The sequence below is a fragment of the Paracoccus endophyticus genome (assembly GCF_003286075.1).
GTDB classification, from domain to species: Bacteria; Pseudomonadota; Alphaproteobacteria; order Rhodobacterales; family Rhodobacteraceae; genus Paracoccus; species Paracoccus endophyticus.
The window spans coordinates 18,757-40,266 of record NZ_QLUV01000013.1 but is presented as its reverse complement, the minus strand read 5'-3'; the positions used below and the strand labels follow the sequence as shown (position 1 = coordinate 40,266).

At 71.3% G+C, this 21,510-nt stretch carries 21 protein-coding genes; 10 read left to right on the top strand and 11 right to left on the bottom strand.

The window, feature by feature from the left end:
* Nucleotides 1-34: 34 nt before the first annotated feature.
* The 4 genes from DPQ23_RS13005 to DPQ23_RS12990 form a co-directional block, all read right to left on the bottom strand.
* Nucleotides 35-1,690 (bottom strand): TrkH family potassium uptake protein, encoded by a 1,656-nt coding sequence (locus DPQ23_RS13005; RefSeq protein ID WP_112875217.1) that lies wholly within the window; start codon nucleotides 1,688-1,690, stop codon nucleotides 35-37.
* Nucleotides 1,690-3,063, bottom strand: a complete 1,374-nt coding sequence (trkA, locus tag DPQ23_RS13000; protein WP_112875216.1) for a Trk system potassium transporter TrkA — start codon at nucleotides 3,061-3,063, stop codon at nucleotides 1,690-1,692. Before trkA ends, DPQ23_RS13005 begins: the two co-directional genes overlap by 1 nt.
* Before the next feature lie 137 nt (nucleotides 3,064-3,200).
* Entirely contained in the window at nucleotides 3,201-4,673 is a 1,473-nt protein-coding gene (locus DPQ23_RS12995; RefSeq protein ID WP_112875215.1) for an HlyD family type I secretion periplasmic adaptor subunit, read from the bottom strand.
* Nucleotides 4,670-6,412, bottom strand: coding sequence for a type I secretion system permease/ATPase (locus DPQ23_RS12990; protein ID WP_112875247.1), 1,743 nt, complete (start codon nucleotides 6,410-6,412; stop codon nucleotides 4,670-4,672). The genes DPQ23_RS12995 and DPQ23_RS12990 overlap by 4 nt, the downstream gene beginning before the upstream one ends.
* A 237-nt stretch (nucleotides 6,413-6,649) precedes the next feature.
* Here DPQ23_RS12990 and DPQ23_RS12985 point away from each other — a divergent pair, with 237 nt between their 5' ends.
* Together DPQ23_RS12985 and DPQ23_RS12980 are read left to right on the top strand one after the other, a co-directional pair.
* Nucleotides 6,650-7,411 (top strand): MlaA family lipoprotein, encoded by a 762-nt coding sequence (locus DPQ23_RS12985; protein WP_112875214.1) that lies wholly within the window; start codon nucleotides 6,650-6,652, stop codon nucleotides 7,409-7,411.
* A complete protein-coding gene (locus DPQ23_RS12980) occupies nucleotides 7,401-7,997 on the top strand; it encodes an MlaC/ttg2D family ABC transporter substrate-binding protein (RefSeq protein ID WP_112875213.1) in 597 nt (198 codons plus the stop codon). Before DPQ23_RS12985 ends, DPQ23_RS12980 begins: the two co-directional genes overlap by 11 nt.
* A gap of 76 nt (nucleotides 7,998-8,073) precedes the next feature.
* Here DPQ23_RS12980 and DPQ23_RS12975 read toward each other — a convergent pair whose 3' ends face one another.
* The 3 genes from DPQ23_RS12975 to DPQ23_RS12965 form a co-directional block, all read right to left on the bottom strand.
* Entirely contained in the window at nucleotides 8,074-8,238 is a 165-nt protein-coding gene (locus DPQ23_RS12975) for a YdcH family protein (protein WP_112875212.1), read from the bottom strand.
* Between the two features lie 72 nt (nucleotides 8,239-8,310).
* A complete protein-coding gene (locus tag DPQ23_RS12970) occupies nucleotides 8,311-9,066 on the bottom strand; it encodes a tRNA1(Val) (adenine(37)-N6)-methyltransferase (protein ID WP_112875211.1) in 756 nt (251 codons plus the stop codon).
* Nucleotides 9,063-9,269, bottom strand: coding sequence for a putative signal transducing protein (locus tag DPQ23_RS12965; protein ID WP_112875210.1), 207 nt, complete (start codon nucleotides 9,267-9,269; stop codon nucleotides 9,063-9,065). The genes DPQ23_RS12970 and DPQ23_RS12965 overlap by 4 nt, the downstream gene beginning before the upstream one ends.
* Before the next feature lie 72 nt (nucleotides 9,270-9,341).
* Here DPQ23_RS12965 and DPQ23_RS12960 point away from each other — a divergent pair, with 72 nt between their 5' ends.
* Nucleotides 9,342-10,343, top strand: a complete 1,002-nt coding sequence (locus tag DPQ23_RS12960; protein WP_112875209.1) for a polyprenyl synthetase family protein — start codon at nucleotides 9,342-9,344, stop codon at nucleotides 10,341-10,343.
* A 75-nt stretch (nucleotides 10,344-10,418) separates the two neighbouring features.
* Here the strand turns inward: DPQ23_RS12960 and DPQ23_RS12955 are convergent, their stop codons facing one another.
* Nucleotides 10,419-11,810 carry an ammonium transporter gene (locus DPQ23_RS12955; protein WP_112875246.1) on the bottom strand — a complete coding sequence of 464 codons (1,392 nt, stop codon included), beginning with the start codon at nucleotides 11,808-11,810 and terminating at the stop codon, nucleotides 10,419-10,421.
* 384 nt (nucleotides 11,811-12,194) lie between these two features.
* On the opposite strand from DPQ23_RS12955, the gene DPQ23_RS12950 reads away from it, so the two are divergent.
* Entirely contained in the window at nucleotides 12,195-14,726 is a 2,532-nt protein-coding gene (locus tag DPQ23_RS12950) for a transglycosylase domain-containing protein (protein WP_112875208.1), read from the top strand.
* Between the two features lie 230 nt (nucleotides 14,727-14,956).
* Here the strand turns inward: DPQ23_RS12950 and phbB are convergent, their stop codons facing one another.
* Both phbB and DPQ23_RS12940 read right to left on the bottom strand, forming a co-directional pair.
* Nucleotides 14,957-15,682: an acetoacetyl-CoA reductase gene (gene phbB, locus DPQ23_RS12945; RefSeq protein ID WP_112875245.1), complete on the bottom strand. Its 726-nt coding sequence runs from the start codon at nucleotides 15,680-15,682 to the stop codon at nucleotides 14,957-14,959.
* Between the two features lie 188 nt (nucleotides 15,683-15,870).
* The gene (locus tag DPQ23_RS12940; RefSeq protein ID WP_112875207.1) at nucleotides 15,871-16,704 is read right to left on the bottom strand and encodes an EAL domain-containing protein; all 834 of its coding nucleotides are present in this window, start codon (nucleotides 16,702-16,704) and stop codon (nucleotides 15,871-15,873) included.
* Between the two features lie 89 nt (nucleotides 16,705-16,793).
* Here DPQ23_RS12940 and DPQ23_RS12935 point away from each other — a divergent pair, with 89 nt between their 5' ends.
* On the top strand, nucleotides 16,794-17,366 hold the full coding sequence (locus DPQ23_RS12935; protein WP_112875206.1) for a DNA-3-methyladenine glycosylase I: 573 nt from the start codon (nucleotides 16,794-16,796) through the stop codon (nucleotides 17,364-17,366).
* Here the strand turns inward: DPQ23_RS12935 and DPQ23_RS12930 are convergent.
* Complete coding sequence (locus tag DPQ23_RS12930; RefSeq protein ID WP_112875205.1) at nucleotides 17,363-17,989, bottom strand: TlpA disulfide reductase family protein; 627 nt, start codon at nucleotides 17,987-17,989, stop codon at nucleotides 17,363-17,365. The two genes, DPQ23_RS12935 and DPQ23_RS12930, sit on opposite strands and share 4 nt — an antisense overlap.
* Nucleotides 17,990-18,010: 21 nt before the next feature.
* On the opposite strand from DPQ23_RS12930, the gene argH reads away from it, so the two are divergent.
* The 5 genes from argH (at nucleotide 18,011) to lysA (ending at nucleotide 21,431) form a co-directional block, all read left to right on the top strand.
* On the top strand, nucleotides 18,011-19,438 hold the full coding sequence (gene argH, locus DPQ23_RS12925) for an argininosuccinate lyase (protein ID WP_112875204.1): 1,428 nt from the start codon (nucleotides 18,011-18,013) through the stop codon (nucleotides 19,436-19,438).
* Complete coding sequence (locus DPQ23_RS12920) at nucleotides 19,435-19,599, top strand: argininosuccinate lyase (RefSeq protein WP_112875203.1); 165 nt, start codon at nucleotides 19,435-19,437, stop codon at nucleotides 19,597-19,599. Before argH ends, DPQ23_RS12920 begins: the two co-directional genes overlap by 4 nt.
* Before the next feature lie 70 nt (nucleotides 19,600-19,669).
* A complete protein-coding gene (locus DPQ23_RS12915; RefSeq protein WP_112875202.1) occupies nucleotides 19,670-19,906 on the top strand; it encodes a hypothetical protein in 237 nt (78 codons plus the stop codon).
* 2 nt (nucleotides 19,907-19,908) lie between these two features.
* A complete protein-coding gene (locus tag DPQ23_RS12910; RefSeq protein ID WP_240602748.1) occupies nucleotides 19,909-20,166 on the top strand; it encodes a DUF2834 domain-containing protein in 258 nt (85 codons plus the stop codon).
* Nucleotides 20,166-21,431, top strand: coding sequence for a diaminopimelate decarboxylase (lysA, locus tag DPQ23_RS12905; protein WP_112875201.1), 1,266 nt, complete (start codon nucleotides 20,166-20,168; stop codon nucleotides 21,429-21,431). The genes DPQ23_RS12910 and lysA overlap by 1 nt, the downstream gene beginning before the upstream one ends.
* Nucleotides 21,432-21,510: the final 79 nt, after the last annotated feature.

The window sequence follows — 21,510 nt, the reverse complement described above, 5'->3', positions numbered from 1 at the left end:
GCCACGCGGGACCGGGCACGCGCCCCCCCCCGTGTCAGCGCAGCCAGCCCGCCCGGCCGCCCGTCCGCCAGCCCGCGGGCGCCAGCAGCGCCAGGATCGCCAGCGTCTCGATGCGGCCCGCAACCATCGCGGCGGCCAGGACCGATTTCGTCAGCACCGACAGTCCCGCCCAGCCCTGCCACGGCGCGCCCGCGATCCCCGCGCTGCCGTCAAAGACCGCCATCAGCGGGATCGCCTCGGCCAGCTGGCCGGTGTTGGTCAGCGCCGCCACGCTGAGGATCGTCGCCGTCTCGAACGCGACGGGACGCAGCGAGACCAGAGCGATCGTCACCCCGATCGACAGCGCGAACAGCATGAAGAAGATGAACGCCAGATAGGCGCCCTCGCCCCGCAGCCGCCGCTGGATGGCGCCCCCGCCCGCGATCGAGGCGGGGTGGACGGTCCGGTCCAGTTCGCGCCGGGTGTGCATCGCCAGCGCGTGGACGCGCAGCAGCTTGACCCCGCCGGCCGCGGTGGCGACGCCGCCGCCCATGATGGCAAGACCCGCCAGCATCAGCCCCGGCGCGGACAGACCCGACCACGCCCGCGCGCCGTCCCAGTGAACCGATGTCCAGCCGGTGGTGGTCAGATAGGACAGCGCGGTGAAGGCCGCGCCCCAGGCCGCCGCCGCGGCGCGCGCCAGGCCCCCCGTCAGCGTATCGGCGGCGGGCAGCGGCTCGCCGGTCGGATCGACAGCCTCGAACGCGCCCAGGAAGGGGCGGAAAAACAGCGTCACCGTGACCAGCAGGATCAGGCCGGCCGCCATCCGCAGCTCGGGGTCGTCGCGCAGGCGGGCGCTGGCCAGCAGCTCTCCGCCACCCGGCCAGGTGCGGCGGGACAGGGCAAACAGCATGAAGCCCGCCACGATCAGTTCGGCGGCCACCCCGCCGGTCTGGCCCACCGGACCCGCGCGTGCGGCGACCCCGCTGGTCGACAGCGTGCCCATGGCGCGCACCAGCGCCTGAAAGCCCGATTCGCCAGCCAGCATCAGCCCCAGCCACAGCGCCAGCGTCAGGCCCAGATACAGCGGCAGGATCGCCCCGCCCCACCGCAGCAGGCGCATCGCGGGGTCGGCCAGATGGGCGGCATAGTCGCGCCCCGGCCGCAGTTCGGCCCCCGTGGGCGCGCCCTTCAGGCGCTGGAACCGTTCGTCGGCGCCGGTCGAGCGGTCCATGATCTCGAACCCGCCGACCCGCAGCGGGGCCATCAGCGCGATGGCCGCGATCAGGATGAACAGACCGCCCAACCAGCCCATCGTCGCGCGCCACAGATGCAGGCTGGGCGGCAGCAGGGCGGCGTCGTACAGCGTGGCGCCCGTGGTCGTCAGGCAGGACAGCATTTCCCACCAGGCATGAAACAGCCCGGTGTCGGTCTGCACGGCGGCAAAGGGGACGGCGGCCATCAGCGGCAGGCCGGCATAGACCCCGATCATCGTCATCAGCACGCCCCGCGACGGGGCGGCGGCGGGCGGCGCCTCGGTCGCCAGCGCCAGGATCGCGCCTGCGACCAGCCCCACGGCGGAGGCGCTCGCAAAGATGGCGGCGATGTCGCCGCGCCCGGTGACCGCAGCGTGGATCGCCGGGACCAGCATGGCCGCGGCCATCACAAGGCCCGCGATCACCAGCACCGGCAGGCGCGCGACGCGGCCCATCAGAACCAGTCGGCCGAGACCTGAAGCAGGCGCTCGACCTCCTGGATGTCGCCGGCCAACGCGAAGATCAGCACCAGGTCGCCCTGGTCCAGCCGCATGTCGGGGCGCGGCTTCAGCACCTGGCCGGACTTCTCGACCGCGGCCAGCAGCGCCCCGCGCGGCAGCTTCATGTCGCGCACGGTCGTGCCGGCCAGGGCCGATCCGGCCAGCACCTGCGCCTCGATCAGCTCGGCCTCGGCGTCGCCCAGCGAATAGACGTCGCGGACCCGGCCGCGGCGGACGTGGCGCAGGATGGTCGAGACGGTGGCCGCCCGCGGGCTGATCTGCGTGTCGATCCCCAGGCTTGCGGCCAGCGGGATCAGGGACGGGTCGTTGATCAGCGCGATCACCATGCGCGCGCCCGCCAGCCGCGCGCGCAGGGCAGCCAGGATGTTGGTGCGGTCGTCCTGCGTCAGCGTCAGCACCACGTCGGCCTGCGGGACGCCCGCCTCGGCCATCAGGTCGGCCCCCATGCCGTCGCCGTTCAGGACGATGGTGCGCCCCAGCAGGTCGGCGGCGGTCTCGGCGCGGGCGCGGTCGCGCTCGATCAGCTTGACGTTCAGCTCGGCCCGCTCCTCCAGCGCCAGGGCGACCGCCACGCCGACATTGCCGCCGCCGATGATGACCACGCGCCGCACGCCGTGCGTGGGCCGGCCGAAGATGTCCAGCGTGCGGTCCACGTCGGGGGTCGCGGCCACGACATAGGCCTGGTCGCCCGGCATCAGCTGGTCGCCGGGTTCGGGCGCGAACAGCCGGGTGCCCCGGCGAATGCCGACGACGACCGCGCGCAGGCCGAAGAACGTCTGGTCCAGCTGGCGCAGGGGCGTGTGCAGGACCGGGCAATCCGCCGGCAGCGCCAGCCCCAGCATCCGCACCCGCCCGTCCATGAAGGTTTCGGTGTCGAACGTGGTGGGCGCGTCCAGGCGGCTCAGCGCGGCCAGCGCGATCTCATGCTCGGGGCTGATCAGCACGTCGATCGGCAGGTGGTTGGCGCGGTAGAGATCGGCGTAGCGCGGATCGAGATAGGCCGGCGCGCGCAGCCGGGCGATCTTGCGGGGCACGTCGAACAGGGCGTGCGCGACCTCGCAGGCGACGATGTTGACCTCGTCCGAGGCGGTGGCCGCGATCAGCAGGTCGCAGTCGCGCGCGCCCGCGCGTTCCATTGCGTCGGGATGGCTGGCGTGGCCCACCACCCCCTGCACGTCAAGCGCCTCGTTGGCCTGCTGGATCAGCCGCTCGTCGCGGTCGATCAGGACGATGTCGTTGCCTTCGCCCGAAAGCTGCCGGGCGATCTGCCAGCCGACCTGCCCGGCGCCGCAGATGATGATCCGCATCGGTTGGCTCTCCACTCGGCCGGGCCATGGGTCCGGCCCCACGTCAGCCACCCGGCCCGACAGGCTTAGGCCGGCGGGGCGTCCAGGGGCAAGCCGCTTGCCCCGTCGGGCGGGGATGCGGCGCCGCGCGCCTGCGGTCAGCTTTCGCGGAAGGCCCGGACGAAATAGTCGCTCAGCGGGCGCAGCAGATAGGCCAGCGGGCTTCGCTCTCCGGTCTGGATGAACACCTCGACCGGCATTCCGGGGACCAGCGCCAGCTCGCCCAGCTTGGCGCGCTCGGATTCGGGGATGGTGACTTCGGCGCGGTAGTACTGCACCTGCGTCGCCTGATCGGCCACGGCGTCGGCCGAGACCTGCGCCAGCACGCCCTGGATCTCGGGCGTCGTGCGGCTCGAGAACGCCGAGAACCGCAGCTTGACGTCCTGGCCCGCGCTGACCTCGTCGATGTTGATGGGCGCGATCCGCGCCGCGATCACCAGCGGACGGTCCTGAGGCACGATGTGCAGCACCGGGTCGGCGGCGCGGACGACCGACCGGGGTGTCGTCACCTGCATCTGGAGCACGATGCCCGCGACCGGGGCGCGGATGTCGAGCCGCGAGACCTGCTCGGTCAGCCCGCGCCGGCGCTCGGCCAGCTCAAGCTCGCGATAGCCCTGGTCGCGCAACTCGGTCTCGGCCGTCTCGCGGCGCTCGGCGGCCTGCTTCAGCTTGGTGATGTCGATCTCGGTCAGCCGCGCCTCGCTCTGGGCGCGCAGGGCGACGGCCTCGCCGCGGCGGCCGTCGAGGCTCGCGGCCTCGCGTTCCAGCGCCAGCACGCGGGGCGCCTGGGCCAGGCCCTTGTCCAGCAGGCTGCGCTGATCGGTCAACTCCTCGCCGATCAGTTCGCGCTGGGTCACCAGCGCGGTCGTCTGCGCGTCGATCCCGTCGATCTGAAGCCGGACCTGCTCGGCCTGCTTGTCCAGCTGGTCCACGGACTGCGCCAGCGTGTCGCGGCGCGTCTCGAACAGGCTGACCTGGCCCTCCATCAGGGTCCGCAGTTCGGGGCGCTCGGCCGCGACCCGGCGCAGCTCGTCGGGGAAGGTGATGCTGTCGGCGTCGGCCCGCTCGGCCTCCAGCCGGCCACGGCGGGCGAGAACCTCGAAATACTGCCCCTCGACGATGGCCAGTTCGGTCTTCAGCAGCGAGCCGTCCAGCCGGATCAGCGTGTCGCCGGCCTGGACGCGCTGTCCCTCGCGCACGAGGATCTCGGCCACGACGCCGCCGTCGGGGTGCTGGACGACCTGCCGGTGCTGTTCGACCTCGACCAGGCCGGGCGCCACGACCGCCCCCGCGATTCGCGAGAACACGGCCCAGCCGCCGAAGCCGCCGATCAGCACGAGCATCCCGATCAGCCCCAGCCACAGCGCGCCGCGGGCCGGCCAGCGGCGCGCGGGATCGACCCGGTCGGACGCAGGCGGGTCGGCGGGGACCCCCTGGGTGCCCTGGGGTGCCGACGGGCGGGCGGGCATCAGGCGCGGCAGGGGTGCTGCCGGATCGACCGTGGCCACGGGGGCCGGGCGCGGGCTGATCTTGCCCGGGGAGCCCTGCGAGGGGGACGGCTGCCGGGTCATGTCACACCTCCGCCCGCGCCCTTGCTGCGGGTGATCTGCTCGGCGTTGCTGACGGTCGATTTCAGCACCTCGTCGCGCGGGCCGAAGGCGCGGCGGAGTCCCTGTTCCATGACCAGCAGCAGTTCGCATTCCGCGATGGCGGCCGGGCGGTGCGCCATGATGATGACCGCGCCGCCGCGGGCCTTGATGGCGCGGATGGCGATGTTCAGCGCCTCGGACCCTTCGTTGTCCAGGTTCGAGTTCGGCTCGTCCAGCACGAACAGGACCGGGTCCTGATACAGCGCCCGCGCGAGGCCCACGCGCTGGATCTGGCCCCCCGACAGCCGCGCCCCCGCCTGCGCGATGGGCGTGTCGTAGCCCTGCGGCAGGTCCAGGATCATGCGGTGCGCGGCGGCGGCGGTGGCGGCGCGGACGACCGCGTCGGGGTCCGGGCGCGGCGACAGGCGCGCGATGTTTTCCGCGATGGTGCCGTCGAACAGCGTCACCTGCTGCGGCAGATAGCCGATCAGCCGCCCCAGCACGTCGGGGTCGTACTGGTCCAGCGTGGCGCCATCCAGCCGGATGCTGCCGGCCGCTGGCGGCCATGCCCCGATCAGCGCGCGCGCCAGCGTCGACTTGCCCGCCCCCGACGGGCCGATCACGCCCAGCGCCTGGCCCGGCCCCACGACGAAGCTGACGCCCCGCAGCGTGGCCGAGGTCTGCCCCGGCGGCACCACGGACAGGTTCGCGACCTCCAGCCGGGCGGCGGGACGGGGCAGGGGGGTTCGCTGGGGCTCCGGCGGGCGGCGCGACAGCAGCCCGCCCAGCCGGTTCCAGCCGTCCGTCGCGCGCTGGACCAGCGACCAGCCGCCGACGACCTGTTCCACGGGCGCGAGCGCCCGGCCCATCAGGATCGAGCTGGCGATCATCGCCCCCGGCGTCACCTGCTGGCGCAGCACCAGCCAGGCGCCTGCGGCCAGCAGCGCCGATTGCAGAAACAGCCGGAAGGTGCGCGAAAAGACCGCGAACAGCGCACCGCGGTCGCTGCCCACCATCGTCGCGCCGGCCGCCCGGTCGCGGGCGCCGCGCCAGCGGGCAAAGCTGGCCTTGCGCATGCCCAGCGCGCCGATCAGCTCGCCCTCGTCGCGATAGAGATCGGCGGCGCGGTCGGCCGACTGGCCCGCGACTGCGGCCGTCTGCAACGGCAGGCGCGTCAGCCGCTGGTTGAGATACGTTGTCAGGACCAGGATCAGCCCGCCGATCACCGCCACCACGCCCAGCACGGGATGGAACAGGAACAGCCCCGCCAGGAACACCGGCGCCCACGGCAGGTCGAACAGCGCCATCAGCACCGGAGAGCCGAGCAACTGGCGCACCGCCTCCAGATCGCGCAGCCCGCCCTGGGCCGCGGCCTGCTGGCCGGTCAGCGCGCCGTCCTGCAGGGCGGCCTGGAACACGCGCGATTCCAGCCGGTCCTGAAAGCGCATCGCCACCCGCGACATCACCCGGCTGCGCGCCAGGTCGATCACGCCCATCATCGCAAACAGGAACGCCACCAGCCCGAACAGCGCGGCCAGTGTCGGGACCGAGCCGCTGCCCAGCACCCGGTCATAGACCTGCATCATGAACAGCGGGCCGGTCAGGTTCAGCAGGTTGACGGCCACGGAAAACACCGCGACCGCCGCAATCAGACCGGCGTTTCCGCCCCGCGCGGCGCGCAGTTCGGCAAACCCGTCATGGCGTCCCGGTATCGCCACCATCGTTCCCGTCATCCCAAGTTGCGCGGCCGCCGCCGCTCGTGTCGTCCTGCCTGCCGGTTGCCCGGCCGCATCGTCGCGTGACCCGCGCGGGCGTTGTCCCGCCAGCGCGTCCGGTCCGTGGCGCAGCGGTTGCCGCGCGTCAATCCCTTGTCTATCCCATCGGCAGGCGCCGAAACAGGCCCCAGTTCACCAGTCCGTCGCCGCCCTGATAGCCGGGCAAGCCTTAAGGAACCGTTCGTGCGCGCAGCCATCCTGCTGTTTCTGACACTGTCCGCCTGCGCCTCGGCGCCGCCGGGCGGGGTCAATGATCCCTACGAGCCGTTCAACCGGCGTGTTCATGCCTTCAACAAGGGGCTGGACGCCACCGTGCTGCGCCCGCTGGCGCGCAGGGCCGGCGGAAACGCGCCCACCGCACCTGCTGCCACGACTGCGAAGGGGGCGACCGCGGGGGGGCCGAATGCGGCGCCGCCGGGACCGATCGAGATGATCGGCAATGTCAGCGCCAACCTGTCGCTGCCCGGAAAGGTGGTCAACAGCCTGCTGCAGGGCCGGCCCGAACCCGCGATCCGCAACACGTTCCGGTTCCTGGTCAACACCACCGTGGGCCTGGGCGGCGTGCTGGACCCCGCGGGCGCCGACTTTGCCCTGCCCGAGATCGACACCGACTTCGGCGAGACGCTGCACGTCTGGGGCGTCCCCGAGGGGGCCTATCTGGAACTGCCGGTGCTGGGTCCGTCCACCGAACGCGACCTGGCCGGCATGATCGTCAATACGGTGATCGATCCCGTGGACAACTGGCTGAACCGCGATCAGCGGACGGCCAAGCTGGCCGCGCGGGTCGCGTCAAAAGCGGGTGATCGGACGCAATTCGGCTCGACCGTCGACTCGGTTCTGCACGAGAGTGCCGACAGTTACGCGCAGACCCGGCTGCTGTACCTGCAGCACCGCCGGTTCGAACTGAAGCAGGAGCAGGACGCCATTGACCCTTATGCCGAATGACACACGCCGCGGCGTCCTGGGCCTGATCGCCGGGGGCTGCATCCTTGTTGCGGCCCCGGCCCGCGCGCTGGACCAGTCCGCCGCCGTGGCGCTGATCCAGCGCGCGGTCGAGGAGGTCTATGCCATCATCAACTCGGGCCGCGCGCCCGCGCAGATGTATCGCGAATTCGAGGGCATCTTCGCCCGCCATGCCGACGTGGACGCCATCGCGCGCTCGGCCCTGGGGCCGGCGGCGCGCCAGGTCGATCCCGCCCAGTTCAAGGCGTTCAAGGCCGCCCTGCAGGGATACATCGGGCGCAAGTACGGCAAGCGCTTTCGCGAGTTCATCGGCGGCCGGGTCGAGGTCAACGGCGCGCGTCCGCTGAAATCCTTCTGGGCCGTCCAGTCGACCGCCTATCTGCGCGGGCAAAGCCCGATGGCGGTGGAATGGCATGTCTCGGATCGCTCGGGGCGGCCCAAGTTCTTCAACATCATCATCGAGGGGGTGAACATGCTCGCCTCGGAACGCGAGGAGATCGCGGCGATGCTGGCCCGCCGCCGCGGCGATGTCGGCGCGCTGACCGCCGACCTGCGGCAGGCGGGCTGACCGCCGGCGAATGGCAAAAGCCGGCGCGCGGGCGCCGGCCTTGTCGTTCCATGTCCGCGCGCGTGGCGGTCCGTCGTCAGTGGCTGAGACGAGAGATTTCCTCCTTGAGCCGCAGCTTTTCCTTTTTCATGGCTGCGATGGCCAGGTCGTCCGCGCTGGGCGTACGCTGCGCGCGCTCGACCTCCTCCGACAGATTCTGGTGCTTCCTGCGCAGTTCCTGGACATGGGACTGAACGGTCATCTCATCCTCCTGACTGTGGTCGGTGTCACGATTCCATCACAACGCCCCGATTCTGTCACCCCCCGGCGACAACTATGGCGCGATCGGCGCCGCGTGTCGCAGAACTGCCTGCGCGGCGGGCGTCAGATCCTCGCCGTCGCGCAGATGTGCCGCCGCGGCGTGCATGACAAAGGGCGCAAGCAGCCGCAGCGGTCCGCGCGCGCCCTTGCGCGCCCGCACGATCACCCGCCCGGCGGCACGGTCGGCCCGCGCCGCGACCGGCAGCACGGCCACATCGCCCGCCCGCCCGTCCAGCCCGATCAGGATGCGGTCCAGCGCCTCGGCCCGGTGGATCAGCGTCAGCGTGCCGCCGGGACGCAGCCGGCGCAGGGCGGCGTCGATCCAGGCGGGCAGGGGGGCGTCCTCGTGCCGGGCGGCGGCGCGCGCGGGATCGGGCGCCTGGGTGCCGGGACCGAAGAACGGCGGGTTGGCGATCGCATGGTCAAAGCGTTCGGCGCGCAGGGCCGCGGGCAGGGCGGTCACGTCCGCGGTGACGACGCGCGCCACGATGGCGTTGGCGGCCGCGTTGTCGCGGGCCAGGTCGGCCATGCCGGGGTCGCGTTCCACGCCCGTCAGGTCAAGGCCGGGCACCCGCACCCCCAGGCACAGCATCGCCGCCCCCGCGCCGCAGCCCAGGTCCAGCACACGCGTCCCCGGTGCAGCCGAGCAGGCCGCGGCCAGCATCACCGCGTCGGCCCCGGCGCGATAGCCGCGGGCAGGCTGCGTCAGATGCAGGCGGCCGCCCAGGAACGCATCGCGGCGCGTTGCGCCGTCGGGCGCCTCGATCATGTGATCCCGAGGTCGCGCAGGATCGCGCCGGCCCGGGCTTGGTCGCGGTCGGCCACCATCAGTCGCCGCGGCAGGATGCCGATCGAGCCGTCCAGCACGCTCATGTGCCGGTCGAATTCAAAGCTGGCGATCCCTTCGCCCGCCAGCACGGCGGCGGCATGGGTCAGGGTCAGCGGGTCGGTGGCGCGCAGGATTTCCTTCATCCCCCAACGCTAGGGCGCGGTTGCGAAACTGTCCACGGCGTGGCAATCCCCCTCGCGGAAAGGGTGGGTGACATGGGTGTGACCGAACACGTCTCGAAACCGCTGGACCGGCTGTCGGGCCTGCTGTCCGCCGACATGGCCGCGGTGGACACGCTGATCCGCACCCGGATGGAAAGCCGCCACGCCCCCCGCATCCCCGAGGTGACGGCCCATCTGGTCGGCGCCGGCGGCAAGCGGCTGCGCCCGCTGCTGACGATCGCGGCCGCGCGCCTGCTGGGCTATCGGGGCACGCACCATCACCTGCTGGCCGCCACGGTCGAGTTCATCCATACCGCCACGCTGCTGCACGACGACGTGGTGGACGAAAGCCGCCAGCGCCGCGGACGCCCCACCGCCAACCTGCTGTGGGACAACAAGTCCAGCGTGCTGGTCGGCGACTATCTGTTCGCGCGCAGCTTCCAGCTGATGACCGAGACGGGCAGCATGCGCGTCATGAACATCCTCGCCAGCGCCTCGGCCACCATCGCCGAGGGCGAGGTGCTGCAACTGACCGCCGCGCAGGACCTGGCCACCGACGAGGACATCTATCTGCAGGTCGTCCGCGGCAAGACCGCCGCGCTGTTTTCCGCCGCGACCGAGGTCGGGGGCGTGATCGCAGGCGGCACGCCCGCACAGGTGCAGGCGCTGCACGACTATGGCGATGCGCTGGGGATCGCGTTCCAGATCGTGGACGACGTGCTGGATTACAGCGGCTCGACCGAGACGATCGGCAAGAACGTCGGCGACGACTTCCGCGAGCGCAAGCTGACGCTGCCGGTCATCAAGGCGGTGGCCGCGGCGGACGACGACGAGCGCGCCTTCTGGGAACGCACCATCGAGAAGGGCCAGCAGCGCCCCGGCGACCTGGACCGGGCGCTGGAGATCCTGGCCCGCCACGGGTCCATCGCGGCGGCGCGGGCCGATGCGCTGGACTGGGCCGGGCGGGCGCGGACGGCGCTGGGCGCGGTGCCGGGGGGCGAGCTGCGCGACCTGCTGGCCGACCTCGCAGAGTTCGTGGTGGCGCGGGTCGCCTGACGACGCAGCGTGCCGCAGGTCACGCAAAAAGGCCCGGCAGCTGCGCCGGGCCTTGTCGTCGCGCAGGCACCCCCCTCAGTTGTAGGCGTTCTCGCCGTGGGTGGTCAGGTCCAGCCCCTGGCGTTCGTCGGCGGTGCTGACGCGCAGGCCGATCACGGCCCTGACCAGGTGGATGGCCACGAAGGACACCAGGCCCGACCACAGGACGCAGACCGCGACCCCCAGCGCCTGCACATAGACCTGATGGCCCATGTCGAACGCGGCGACCGCGCCCGCGGCATAGTCGAAGACGCCCGCGCCCCCCAGCGACGGGGCGGCGAACACGCCCGTCAGGATCGCGCCGACGATGCCGCCGACCCCGTGGATGCCGAACACGTCCAGGCTGTCGTCGATGCCGATGCGCGCCTTCAGCGCCACGACAACCCACATGCAGGCCAGGCCGGCGATCAGGCCGATGGCGATCGCCCCCATGGGGCCGACGAACCCGGCGCCCGGCGTGATCCCGACCAGCCCCGCGACCGCGCCCGACACGCCCCCCAGCAGCGAGGGGTGGCCGCGCATGATCCATTCCCCGAAGCTCCACGCCAGGGCCGCGGCGGCGGTGGCGACGGCGGTGTTCAGGATCGCCAGCGCGGTCAGGCCGTTCGCCTCGAGGTTGGACCCCGCGTTGAAGCCGAACCAGCCGATCCACAGCAGGCAGCCGCCGATCAGGGTAAAGGTCAGGTTGTGGGGGGCCATCAGCTCTTTGCCCCAGCCCACGCGCGGGCCGGCGACGAGGGCCGCGACCAGCCCCGCGATGCCCGCGTTGATGTGGATGACGGTGCCGCCGGCAAAGTCCAGCGCGCCGTGCCCGAACAGATAGCCCGACGGCGCACCATAGGCGCTGGGGCCGCCCCACCACCAGACCATGTGGGCCATCGGCAGATACGAGAACACGAACCAGATCACCACGAAGGCCAGGATCGCCGAAAACTTCATCCGCTCGGCGGTGGCGCCGACGATCAGCGCGGGCGCGATGCAGGCAAAGGCCATCTGGAAGATCACGAAGGCATATTCGGGGATGAAGACGCCGGTGGAAAAGCTTTCCGCGACGGTGCCGGTGTTAACGCCCGCCAGGAACGCCTTGGACAGCCCGCCGATGAACGGGGTCAGCGGGCCTGCGTCCTCGGCCGTGGCGGCCCCGGTGAAGGCCAGCGAATAGCCGAACGCGACCCACAGGATCGCCATCACGCTGAAGGTGGCCAGCACCTGCATCAGCACCGACAGCACGTTGCGCGACCGCACCAGCCCCCCATAGAACAGCGCAAGGCCGGGAAGGGTCATCATCATCACCAGAATGGCCGAGATCATCACCCAGGCGGTGTCGCCCTTGTCGGGCACCGGGACGGGCGTCGGCGCCGCGACTGCGGCGTCCGCCGCGGCCTGCGCCAGGGCGCTGTCGGCCCCCGCCAGCAGGGCGGCGGCCATCAGCACCACGGGCAGGGCGCGGCGCCACGGTGTCGGCGCGGAGGCCCGGGGGTGCAGGGCGGGGCAGGGCGGGCGGCACGGGGCCGGCAGCATGGGGCTGTGGGTCATCTTCCCTCGATCCGTCTGACGCGGCCCGCGGGTCGGGCCGCCACGACGTCAGGGGGCCTGCGCGGGGCACGCGGGTCCAGCCTGCCCCGGCCCGCGCGCTGCCCGCCGCGCGCCGCTGCCCAAAAACCCGGCAGCAGCGGGGCAGGCTGGCGCGCAACACGGCAGGTCACGACTGGGCGACCGCGCGCGCACGGGCCCCCGCGGCTGTTTGCAGCAGGGGCGGGCTGCTGTATGAGGCGCGAAAGGCCGCGCGGACGGCCGGGCAGGAACACAGGCATGAAACGACCGACAGGTCCGCGGCGCATCACCGCCGACAAGCGCTATCCCGATGCGACGCCGCCGGGCGGCTCGCCCCCCTCGGGCGGGCTGCCGCCGCAGGCGGCGCGCCGGCGCGGGGCACCCCCGCCGCCGCCCCGGCGCCGGCGCGGCAACGTCCTGACCCGCGGCATCGCCGGCACCTTCGGCCTGTTCTGGCGGGTCGTGTGGGGATCGCTGTGGCGGCTGGGGCTGACCATCGCCCTGATCCTGGGCGTGTCGGTCGCCTATTACTGGTCCACGCTGCCGGAACCCTCGGCGCTGTTTGACGGCCGGGCGCGCGGATCGGTGACGATGCTGGACCGCGATGGCCGGGTGTTCGCCTGGCGGGGCGAGACCTTCAACACCGTGTCCGCCGACCGCATCGCGCCGGTTCTGAAGAACGCGGTCGTGGCCACCGAGGATAAGCGGTTCTTTTCCCACCTGGGCATCGACCCACGCGGCATCGCCAGTGCCATCAAGATCAACATGGCCGAGGGCCGCGGCCCGCTGGAGGGCAATGGCGGCTCGACCATCACGCAGCAGGTGTCCAAGCTGCTGTGCCTGGGCGAAGAGTTCGATCCCATCAAGTGGAAGTCCGAAGCGGAATACGAGACCGAGTGCCGCAGGTCCTCGTTGTGGCGCAAGGTGAAGGAAGTTCCCTATTCCCTTGCCATGGAAGCGAAATATTCCAAGCAGGACATCCTGAACATCTACATGAACCGCAGCTATCTGGGGGCCGGCGCCCGCGGGTTCGAGGCGGCGAGCCAGCGTTATTTCGGCAAGCCCGCGGCCGACGTGAACGCCGCCGAGGCCGCCATGCTGGCCGGATTGCTCAAGGCGCCCAGCTATTTCTCGCCGGTGTCGAACCTCCAGCGCGCGCAGGACCGCGCGGCGGTGATCCTGGGGCTGATGCACGACCAGGGCTATCTGGACGATGCCGAGTTCGCCGCGGCCAGCGCCAGTCCCGCCGTCCTCAGCCGGGCGGCGGCGGCGCGGGCGGGCGGCTATTTCGCCGACTGGGTGATGGAGTCCGGTCCCGGCTTTCTGACCACGGAAACCACCGAGGACGTGACGATCACCACGACCTTTGACCAGCAGATCCAGCGGGCCGCCGAGCGCGCGCTGGCCCGCGTGTTCGACGAAAAGGTCAAGGACGGGTCCAAGGCGCAGGCCGCCGTGGTGGTGATGTCGGCCGACGGCGCGGTCCGCGCCATGATCGGCGGGCGCGACACGACCACGACCGGAACCTTCAACCGCGCGACCCAGGCCAAGCGGCAGACCGGCTCGTCCTTCAAGCCCTTCATCTATGCCGCGGCGCTGGACCAGGGGTTTTCCCCCAACGACACCATCCAGGACGCGCCCCTGACGATCCACGTCAAGGGATCGGGCCCGTGGTCGCCCAAGAACTATACCCGCAACTACAAGGGCACGATCACCCTGACGACCGCGCTGTCGCAGTCGATCAACACCGCCGCGATCCGCCTGCAGGAGGCCGTCGGCCGCGACAACGTCCGCCGCGTGGCGCAGGATTTCGGCTTTGCCAACGACATGGCCACGGGTCCGGCACTGGGCTTGGGCGTGGACGAATCGACCTTGCTGGAAATGACCGGCGCCTATGCCGGCATCCGCAATGGCGGCACCTCGGTGCGGCCCTACGGGCTGGTCGAGCTGCGGATCAAGGGCGACGACAAGCCGCTGATCGGGCAGGCGGGGGGCCTGGGCGAACGCGTGATCTCGCCCAAGGCGGCAAGCGAGCTGATCTACATGATGACGCAGGTGGTCGAGAACGGCACCGGCCGCCGCGCCCGGCTGGAGGGCCGCGAGGCGGCGGGCAAGACCGGCACGACATCCTCGTACCGCGACGCCTGGTTCATCGGCTTTACCGAGCAGTACGTGACCGGCGTGTGGATGGGCTATGACGACAACACCCCGCTGAAGGATGTGACCGGGGGCGGCTTGCCGGCCGAGATCTGGCAGGCGGTGATGTCCGAGGTGCATGAGGGCCTGCCCGCCAAGTCGCTGGATGTCGTGGCGCCCGGTGCGGCGGGGCAGGTGATCGTGGCGTCCGACGTCATCTCGACGGACGCCAACGACCCGCTGGCCGCCGCGCTGGCCGAGGCCGTGGCCGCGGCCCAGCCGGTCGAGGGGCAGGTCGCGCCCTCGGTCGAGATCGGCGCCGCGAACGGGCAGCCCGACGCGCTGTCGGCCGCCATGGCCGAGGCGATGGGCGGTCCCGCCCCGGCGCCCGCGCCCCAGCCCGCCCCGGTCGAGGTCACGGCCGCGCCGGTGCCGGCCGAGGTGCGGGTGACGCCGGTGCCCGACGCCCTCGCCGCCCCGCCCCGCAGCCGCGAATCGACGGTGGGGACCGCCGACACGGCCCTGGCCATGGAGGCCGCCGTGGCGGAGGCCCGGGCGGGCGTGGCCGACGTGCCGCCCGCGGATCTGGCTGATCCCACGGCCGTCGATGACGCGCTGAGCCAGGCGCTGCAGGGTATTCCGGGACTGAACTGAGCAGGACGACTGCAGCGCGGGCGCGGCGGGTTGTCCTTGGGCAGCAGGTGGTTTTCTGGGAGGCTGTCGGTCCTGCCGGCAGCGCAATGGCTTGGCGTGCGGCCTGCGGAGGTGTCCCGTGATCGACCCCGGGCGCCCTGGGGCGAGATGCGGGCCACGGGCGGTTTGGCAGCCGGCGCGCGGTGCCTGATGGGCCGGCCCGGGCGGGCCGGCCCTGTCGTGCGGTGTCGTCAGGCGAAGAACTGCGCCCCGTTGGCGCTGATGGTCGAACCCGTGATGAAGCCTGCGTCGTCCGACGCCAGGAACAGCACGCAGCGCGCGATTTCCTCAGGCTCGCCCAGGCGCCCGACGGGGATCTGCGGGATGATGCGCTCGTTCAGCACCTTCTCGTCGATGGCGCGCACCATTTCCGTGCCGATGTAGCCGGGCGCCACGGCATTGACGGTGATCCCCATGCGCGCGCCTTCCTGCGCGAGGGCCCGGGTAAAGCCGATGTCGCCTGCCTTGGCGGCCGAGTAGTTGGCCTGCCCGGCCTGACCCTTTTGGCCGTTGACGGAACTGATGTTGACGATGCGGCCGAACTTGCGGTCGCGCATGCCGCTCCAGACCCCGTGGGTCATGTTGAACAGCCCGGTCAGGTTGGTGTCGATGACCTCTTTCCACTGCTGCGGGGTCATCTTGTGGAACATGCTGTCGCGGGTGATGCCCGCATTGTTCACCAGCACGTCAATGGGTCCCAGGTCTTGCTCGACCTGCTTGATGCCTGCGGCGCAGGCGTCGTAATCGGCCACCGACCACTTGAACGTCCGGATGCCGGTTTCGGCGGTGAACGCCTGCGCGGCCTCGTCATTGCCGGCATAGTTAGCCGCGACCGTGTAGCCTGCGTCCTTCAGCGCCCTTGATATCGCCGCGCCAATCCCGCGCGATCCCCCCGTCACCAATGCCACTCTTGCCATCGTCCCCTCCTTGACAGCCACTCGCAATCCTGTTGCGTCCAAGGCCTAGAACGAGACAGATTGTTTCGCAAGAGGGCGGTTCAAGCAGGCGGTTTGCCACTGTGCGCCCTGTGGCTGCAATCAAGCCGGGGCCGGTCCGTTATCTGCGAAAGAACGCCCTTTCCCCGGGCGGGTTCCGGCGCCGGCGGTCACCGCCGCGCCGACGAATGCGGCGCGCGCCAGGGCGGATTGATCGTCGGCGCCCCGAAATAGAACCCTTGCAGGCAGTCGATGCCCATGTCGATCAGATAGGCTGCGTCATCTGCCGTCTCGACCTGTTCGGCGACGGTGAACATGTCAAAATGATGGGCGATGGATTGCAGAGCGCGGGCCAGGACCTGGTTGTCGGGCTGGTCCGAAATGGCGCGGATGAACTGCCCGTCGATCTTGATCATGTCGAACGAGAAGTCCCGCAGATACCGGAACGAGGTATAGCCTGCGCCGAAATCGTCCAGCGCAAAGCTGACGCCCCGGCCCTGCAACTCTCGCATGAACTGGATCACCAGGTCCGCCATGCCCATGGCCGAGCTTTCGGTGATCTCGAGGATCAGCCGCTCGGCCAGGCTGTCGTCCGCACCGATCCCCCGGCGCATCGTTTCAAGCCACTGCGGATAGCCGATGGACCGCGCCGACATGTTGATCGACAGCCGCAGCCCCGGCTCTTCGGCGAGCGCCCGCAAGCCCAGCGCCAGGGCCAGGCAGTCGATCTTGCGCCCCAGCTCGGTCGTTTCTGCGTGCCACATGAAATCGCGCAGGGGCACGAAGCGGCCAGTGTCGTCGATGATGCGGATCAGCCCCTCGTGAAAGGCGGGCTGGTCGGGGCGGCTGGACTGCACCACGGGCTGAAAGGCCAGCACCCCGTCGCCCCGCTCGACCGCGCGCTGAACGGTCGTCAGCGTCAGCCGCGACAACTCGCCGACCGCGAAGTCCAGGGGCGACCCACGCTGCGGGGATGTGTCCTGATCGGCGTCGAATCGGGTCATGGCGGTCTCCTTCGTGGTACGGACACACTGGCGAGAATGCCCTAACATCCCGTAAAGATGAGCCGTGATCCGCGGGGAAGGTTAACGCGATGGTCCAGCGCTGCGCCTGGTGCGGCACCGATCCGCTGTATGTGGCCTATCACGACCACGAATGGGGCGTGCCGGACCACGATCCGCGCGCCTTGTGGGAAAAGCTGGTGCTGGACGGGTTCCAGGCAGGGCTGAGCTGGATCACCATCCTGAGAAAGCGCGAGGCCTTCCGCCGCGCGTTCGACGGCTTCGACCCCGCCGGCGTCGCGCGCTGGGGCGAGGCCGAGGTGGCGCGGGCGCTGGCCGACCCGGGGATCGTCCGCCACCGCGGCAAGATCGAGGCCGCGGTGCGTGGCGCGCAAGCCTGGCTGAGGATCGAGGAGACCGAGGGCTTCGCCCCCTTCCTGTGGGATTTCGTCGGCGGCGCGCCGGTGCGCAACCGCTGGACCGCGGCCGCCGACGTGCCCGCGCAGACGGCCCGATCCGCCGCCATGGCGCGGGCGCTGAAGCAACGGGGCTTCGGCTTCTGCGGGCCGGTGATCGCCTATGCCTTCATGCAGGCCACGGGGATGGTCAACGACCACCTGACCGGATGCCACCGCCACCCCGACCGGCTGGGCGCCGGGCGCTAGCGGGCCTTGAGCTGGCCGATCAGCGCCAGCGCGGCGGGCGAGGCCCAGTCCGCGTCGCCCGCCATGCGCGCGATCTCTCGCCCCTCGGCGTCGATCAGCACGCTGATCGGCATCGCCAGCACGCCGAAGGCGCGGGCCAGCGCCATCGAGGGGTCGGTCAGCGTCGGCAGGTCGGTGATCCCGGCTTCTGCAAAGAACTTGCGGATGGCGGGTGGCGGGTTGCGCCCCGACGCGATGGTCAGAACGGCAAAGTCGTCGTCGCCCATCTGCCGCTGCAGGGCGTCCAGCGAGGGCATCTCCTCGCGGCAGGGGGCGCACCAGGTCGCCCAGAAGTTCACCAGCAGCAGCTTGCCGCGATAGTCCGCAAGGCTGTGGGCGCCCCCGTCGAGGTCGGAAAACGGCAGGTCTGGGGCAGGGGCGGGCGTCGATTCGATCAGCTTGGGCAGGCCTGCGTCCCGCGCCGCCTGCCAGTCCACGGGACCTGGGGGCGTGGCGGTCAGGGCCGGCGCAGGGGCCGCCGCGGGCTGCGCCGAATCGGGGCTGCCCGCGGGTGCGGCCGAGGCGCCGGCGGGCAGGTTTGCGCCAAGGGCGAGCGCCGTATAAAGCACCAGGGAACGCAGCATGAAACCTCCGAAGGACAGACGATGACCGACCGCCCCGCCCCCACTGATGCCGCGACGGGGGCCGCGAACAGCATGTGGGGCGGGCGCTTTGCCGCCGGGCCGGACGCGATCATGGAGGCGATCAACGCCTCGATCGGGTTCGACCGCCGGCTTTACGCCCAGGACATCCGGGGCAGCCGCGCCCACGCGGCGATGCTGGCCGCGCAGGGCATCATCAGCGATAGCGACGCCCGCGCCATCGGGGAAGGCCTGCTCACCGTCTTGTCAGAGATCGAGGGGGGCGCATTCCGGTTCCAGACGGCGCTGGAGGACATCCACATGAACGTCGAGGCGCGGCTGAAGGCGCTGATCGGCGAGCCGGCGGGCCGGCTGCACACGGCGCGGTCGCGCAACGACCAGGTGGCGACGGATTTCCGGCTGTGGGTGCGCGACCAGTGCGACGCGGCGGTGGGCGGGCTGCGGGCGCTGATCGGGGCGCTGGTGGCGCAGGCCGAGGCGGGGGCGGACTGGGTGATGCCCGGCTTTACCCACCTGCAGACCGCGCAGCCCGTCACCTGGGGCCATCACATGATGGCCTATGTGGAAATGCTGGGCCGCGACATCGGCCGGTTCACCGACGCGCGCGCCCGGATGAACGAATCGCCCCTGGGCTCGGCCGCGCTGGCGGGAACGGGGTTCCCGATCGACCGCCACGCGACAGCCGCGGCGCTGGGCTTCGACCGGCCGACGGCCAACAGCCTCGACGCCGTCAGCGACCGGGACTTTGCGCTGGAATTCCTGAGCGCCGCCGCGATCTGCGCCACGCATCTGAGCCGGCTGGCCGAGGAACTGGTGATCTGGTCCAGCGCGCAGTTCCGCTTTGTCGCGCTGTCGGACCGCTGGTCCACCGGGTCCAGCATCATGCCGCAAAAGCGCAACCCCGACGCGGCCGAGTTGATCCGCGCCAAGATCGGCCGCATCCTGGGGGCGGCCGTGGCGCTGTTCACGGTGATGAAGGGCCTGCCCTTGGCCTATTCCAAGGACATGCAGGAGGACAAGGAACAGGTCTTCGACGCCGCCGACACGCTGATGCTGGCGCTGGCCGCGATGACCGGCATGATCGGCGACCTGACCGTGAACCGTGACCGGCTGGAGGCCGCGGCCTCGTCGGGGTTTTCCACCGCCACAGACCTGGCCGACTGGCTGGTCCGGGCGGCGGGCCTGCCGTTCCGCGACGCCCACCACGTCACCGGCAGCCTGGTCGCCGCCGCCGAGGCGCGCGGCGTCGATCTGCCCGACCTGACCCTGGCCGAGATGCAGGCGGTGCATCCGGCGATCACGGATGCGGTATTCGGCGTGTTGGGCGTTCACAACTCGGTCGCATCGCGGCAATCCTATGGGGGCACGGCGCCCGATCAGGTGCGTGCGCAGGTCGCGCGCTGGCGCGGCATCATGGAGAGTTGGGGATGATGCGGCGGCTTGCACTGGTCACGGGGCTGGCGATGGCCCTGGCGGCCTGCGGGGTCGATGGACCGCCGCAACGCCCGGCGGGGGACGAGGGGTTGCAGACCGGCGCCACCCTGACGATCAGCGTGCCGGCAGACGACGACGCACCGCGCGCCCGGCCCTGACGCCGCGGGCGCGAGGCGAAACACAAAGGGCCGCGCAGACGGCCGCACGAGGCAGGACAGGACAGAGAGCATGGCGATGGGCCTGAAATCGACGACACACCGGCGGATCACATATTGGCGGGCAGCGGGGGGGGTGGCGGCGCTGGCGGCGCTTGGCGCCTGCGGCGGGCCCACCACCTCGAGCACCGTGGGCAGCGCGCAGGAGGCGGTGATGATCCAGAAGGGAACCTACGTCTATAACCCGTCGCGGCGGCACGCGCCCGTCTCGCTGTCGGGAGAGGATCTGGTCGGGCTGGAGCCGCGCTGACCGTGCCGTTCGGCCTGACCCCGCTGCGGTTGCTGTGGCTGGGTCTGGCGGGGATCGGCGCGGCGCTGGGCTGGGCCGCCGACTGGCCGCCGCCGGTGGGCGGCGACTGGGCCGGCATCGCCGCGCTGGCGGCGTGGTGCCTGGTGGAAACCATGGTGCGCCGCAACTGGGGCGCGCTCGTGACGCTGCCTGCGCTTGCGCTTGGCCTTGGCTGCGCCTTGCCCCTATATCTGTTCTTACGTTCGCGCAGGGTCGCCTGATGGATCACTTCAACTATGCCCACGGCGTCCTGCACGCCGAGGACGTGCCGCTGCCCCAGATCGCGGCCCGTGTCGGCACGCCTGTCTATGTCTATTCCGCGGCCACCCTGACGCGGCATTTCACCCTGTTCCGTCAGGCGCTGGACTGGACCGACCACCTGGTCTGCTTTGCGGTCAAGGCGAACTCGAACCTGGCCGTGCTGCGCCTGCTGGGCGACCTGGGCGCGGGCATGGACGTCGTCTCGGGGGGCGAATACTGCCGGGCGCGCGCCGCGGGCGTTCCGGGCGAACGGATCGTGTTTTCCGGCGTGGGCAAGACCCGGGACGAGATGCAGTCGGTGATCTCGGGCGGCATCCGCCAGTTCAACGTGGAATCCGAGGCCGAACTGGCCGCCCTGTCGGCCGTGGCCGACGCGATGGGGACCGTCGTGCCCATCACCGTGCGGGTCAATCCCGACGTGGATGCGCGCACCCATGCCAAGATCGCCACCGGCAAGTCCGAAAACAAGTTCGGCATCCCGATTGCGCGGGCCCGCGCGGTCTATGCCCACGCCGCGGCCCTGCCGGGGCTGCGCGTCACCGGCATCGACATGCACATCGGCAGCCAGCTGACCGACCTGGACCCCTATCGCGCGGCGTATGCCAAGCTGGCCGGTCTGACGCGTGCCCTGCGTGCGGACGGCCATGCGATCACGCGCCTGGACCTGGGCGGCGGGCTGGGCATCCCCTATCGCCGCGACAACGCCGCGCCGCCCCTGCCGATGGAATACGGCCAGGTCGTGCGCGAGACGGTGGGCGATCTGGGGTGCGAGATCCAGATCGAGCCGGGCCGCAACATCGCGGGCAACGCGGGCGTGCTGCTGGCCTCGGTCATCTATCTCAAGCAGGGCGAGGGGCGGGACTTCCTGATCCTGGATGCCGCCATGAACGATCTGATCCGCCCCGCCATGTACGACGCGCACCACGACATCGTCCCGGTGCGCCAGCCGGCGGTCGGCGCGGCGGTGGCCCCCGTCGATGTGGTCGGCCCCGTGTGCGAGACGGGCGACACCTTCGCCCGCGGGGCGCAGCTGCCCGCGCTGGCGGCGGGCGAGCTTGTCGCGTTCCGCTCGGCCGGGGCCTACGGCGCGGTGATGGCGTCGGAATACAACACCCGGCCCCTGGTGCCCGAGGTAATGGTGTCGGGCGACCGCTGGGCGCTGATCCGCGCCCGCCCCACGATCGAGGAGATGCTGGCCCGCGACAGCATCCCGGCCTGGCTGTGAGACGCCGCCGGCACAGCACGCACGCTGGGCCGGCGGCGGACGACGGCGCGTGGGCCGACGCGGCCGCGATTCCGGCCGC

What these genes read in the sequence shown, in the direction of transcription:
- lysA (WP_112875201.1), top strand. Translation starts at nt 20,166, where the DNA reads ATGGATCACTTCAACTATGCCCACGGCGTCCTGCACGCCGAGGACGTG.
- trkA (WP_112875216.1), bottom strand. Translation starts at nt 3,063, where the DNA reads ATGCGGATCATCATCTGCGGCGCCGGGCAGGTCGGCTGGCAGATCGCC.
- DPQ23_RS12930 (WP_112875205.1), bottom strand. Translation starts at nt 17,989, where the DNA reads ATGCTGCGTTCCCTGGTGCTTTATACGGCGCTCGCCCTTGGCGCAAAC.
- DPQ23_RS12980 (WP_112875213.1), top strand. Translation starts at nt 7,401, where the DNA reads ATGCCGAATGACACACGCCGCGGCGTCCTGGGCCTGATCGCCGGGGGC.
- argH (WP_112875204.1), top strand. Translation starts at nt 18,011, where the DNA reads ATGACCGACCGCCCCGCCCCCACTGATGCCGCGACGGGGGCCGCGAAC.
- DPQ23_RS13005 (WP_112875217.1), bottom strand. Translation starts at nt 1,690, where the DNA reads ATGGGCCGCGTCGCGCGCCTGCCGGTGCTGGTGATCGCGGGCCTTGTG.
- DPQ23_RS12920 (WP_112875203.1), top strand. Translation starts at nt 19,435, where the DNA reads ATGATGCGGCGGCTTGCACTGGTCACGGGGCTGGCGATGGCCCTGGCG.
- DPQ23_RS12940 (WP_112875207.1), bottom strand. Translation starts at nt 16,704, where the DNA reads ATGACCCGATTCGACGCCGATCAGGACACATCCCCGCAGCGTGGGTCG.
- DPQ23_RS12915 (WP_112875202.1), top strand. Translation starts at nt 19,670, where the DNA reads ATGGCGATGGGCCTGAAATCGACGACACACCGGCGGATCACATATTGG.
- DPQ23_RS12970 (WP_112875211.1), bottom strand. Translation starts at nt 9,066, where the DNA reads ATGATCGAGGCGCCCGACGGCGCAACGCGCCGCGATGCGTTCCTGGGC.
- DPQ23_RS12955 (WP_112875246.1), bottom strand. Translation starts at nt 11,810, where the DNA reads ATGGCCGCCGCCCTGCTGGCGGGGGCCGACAGCGCCCTGGCGCAGGCC.
- DPQ23_RS12995 (WP_112875215.1), bottom strand. Translation starts at nt 4,673, where the DNA reads ATGACCCGGCAGCCGTCCCCCTCGCAGGGCTCCCCGGGCAAGATCAGC.
- phbB (WP_112875245.1), bottom strand. Translation starts at nt 15,682, where the DNA reads ATGGCAAGAGTGGCATTGGTGACGGGGGGATCGCGCGGGATTGGCGCG.
- DPQ23_RS12990 (WP_112875247.1), bottom strand. Translation starts at nt 6,412, where the DNA reads ATGGTGGCGATACCGGGACGCCATGACGGGTTTGCCGAACTGCGCGCC.
- DPQ23_RS12965 (WP_112875210.1), bottom strand. Translation starts at nt 9,269, where the DNA reads ATGAAGGAAATCCTGCGCGCCACCGACCCGCTGACCCTGACCCATGCC.
- DPQ23_RS12960 (WP_112875209.1), top strand. Translation starts at nt 9,342, where the DNA reads ATGGGTGTGACCGAACACGTCTCGAAACCGCTGGACCGGCTGTCGGGC.
- DPQ23_RS12935 (WP_112875206.1), top strand. Translation starts at nt 16,794, where the DNA reads ATGGTCCAGCGCTGCGCCTGGTGCGGCACCGATCCGCTGTATGTGGCC.
- DPQ23_RS12975 (WP_112875212.1), bottom strand. Translation starts at nt 8,238, where the DNA reads ATGACCGTTCAGTCCCATGTCCAGGAACTGCGCAGGAAGCACCAGAAT.
- DPQ23_RS12950 (WP_112875208.1), top strand. Translation starts at nt 12,195, where the DNA reads ATGAAACGACCGACAGGTCCGCGGCGCATCACCGCCGACAAGCGCTAT.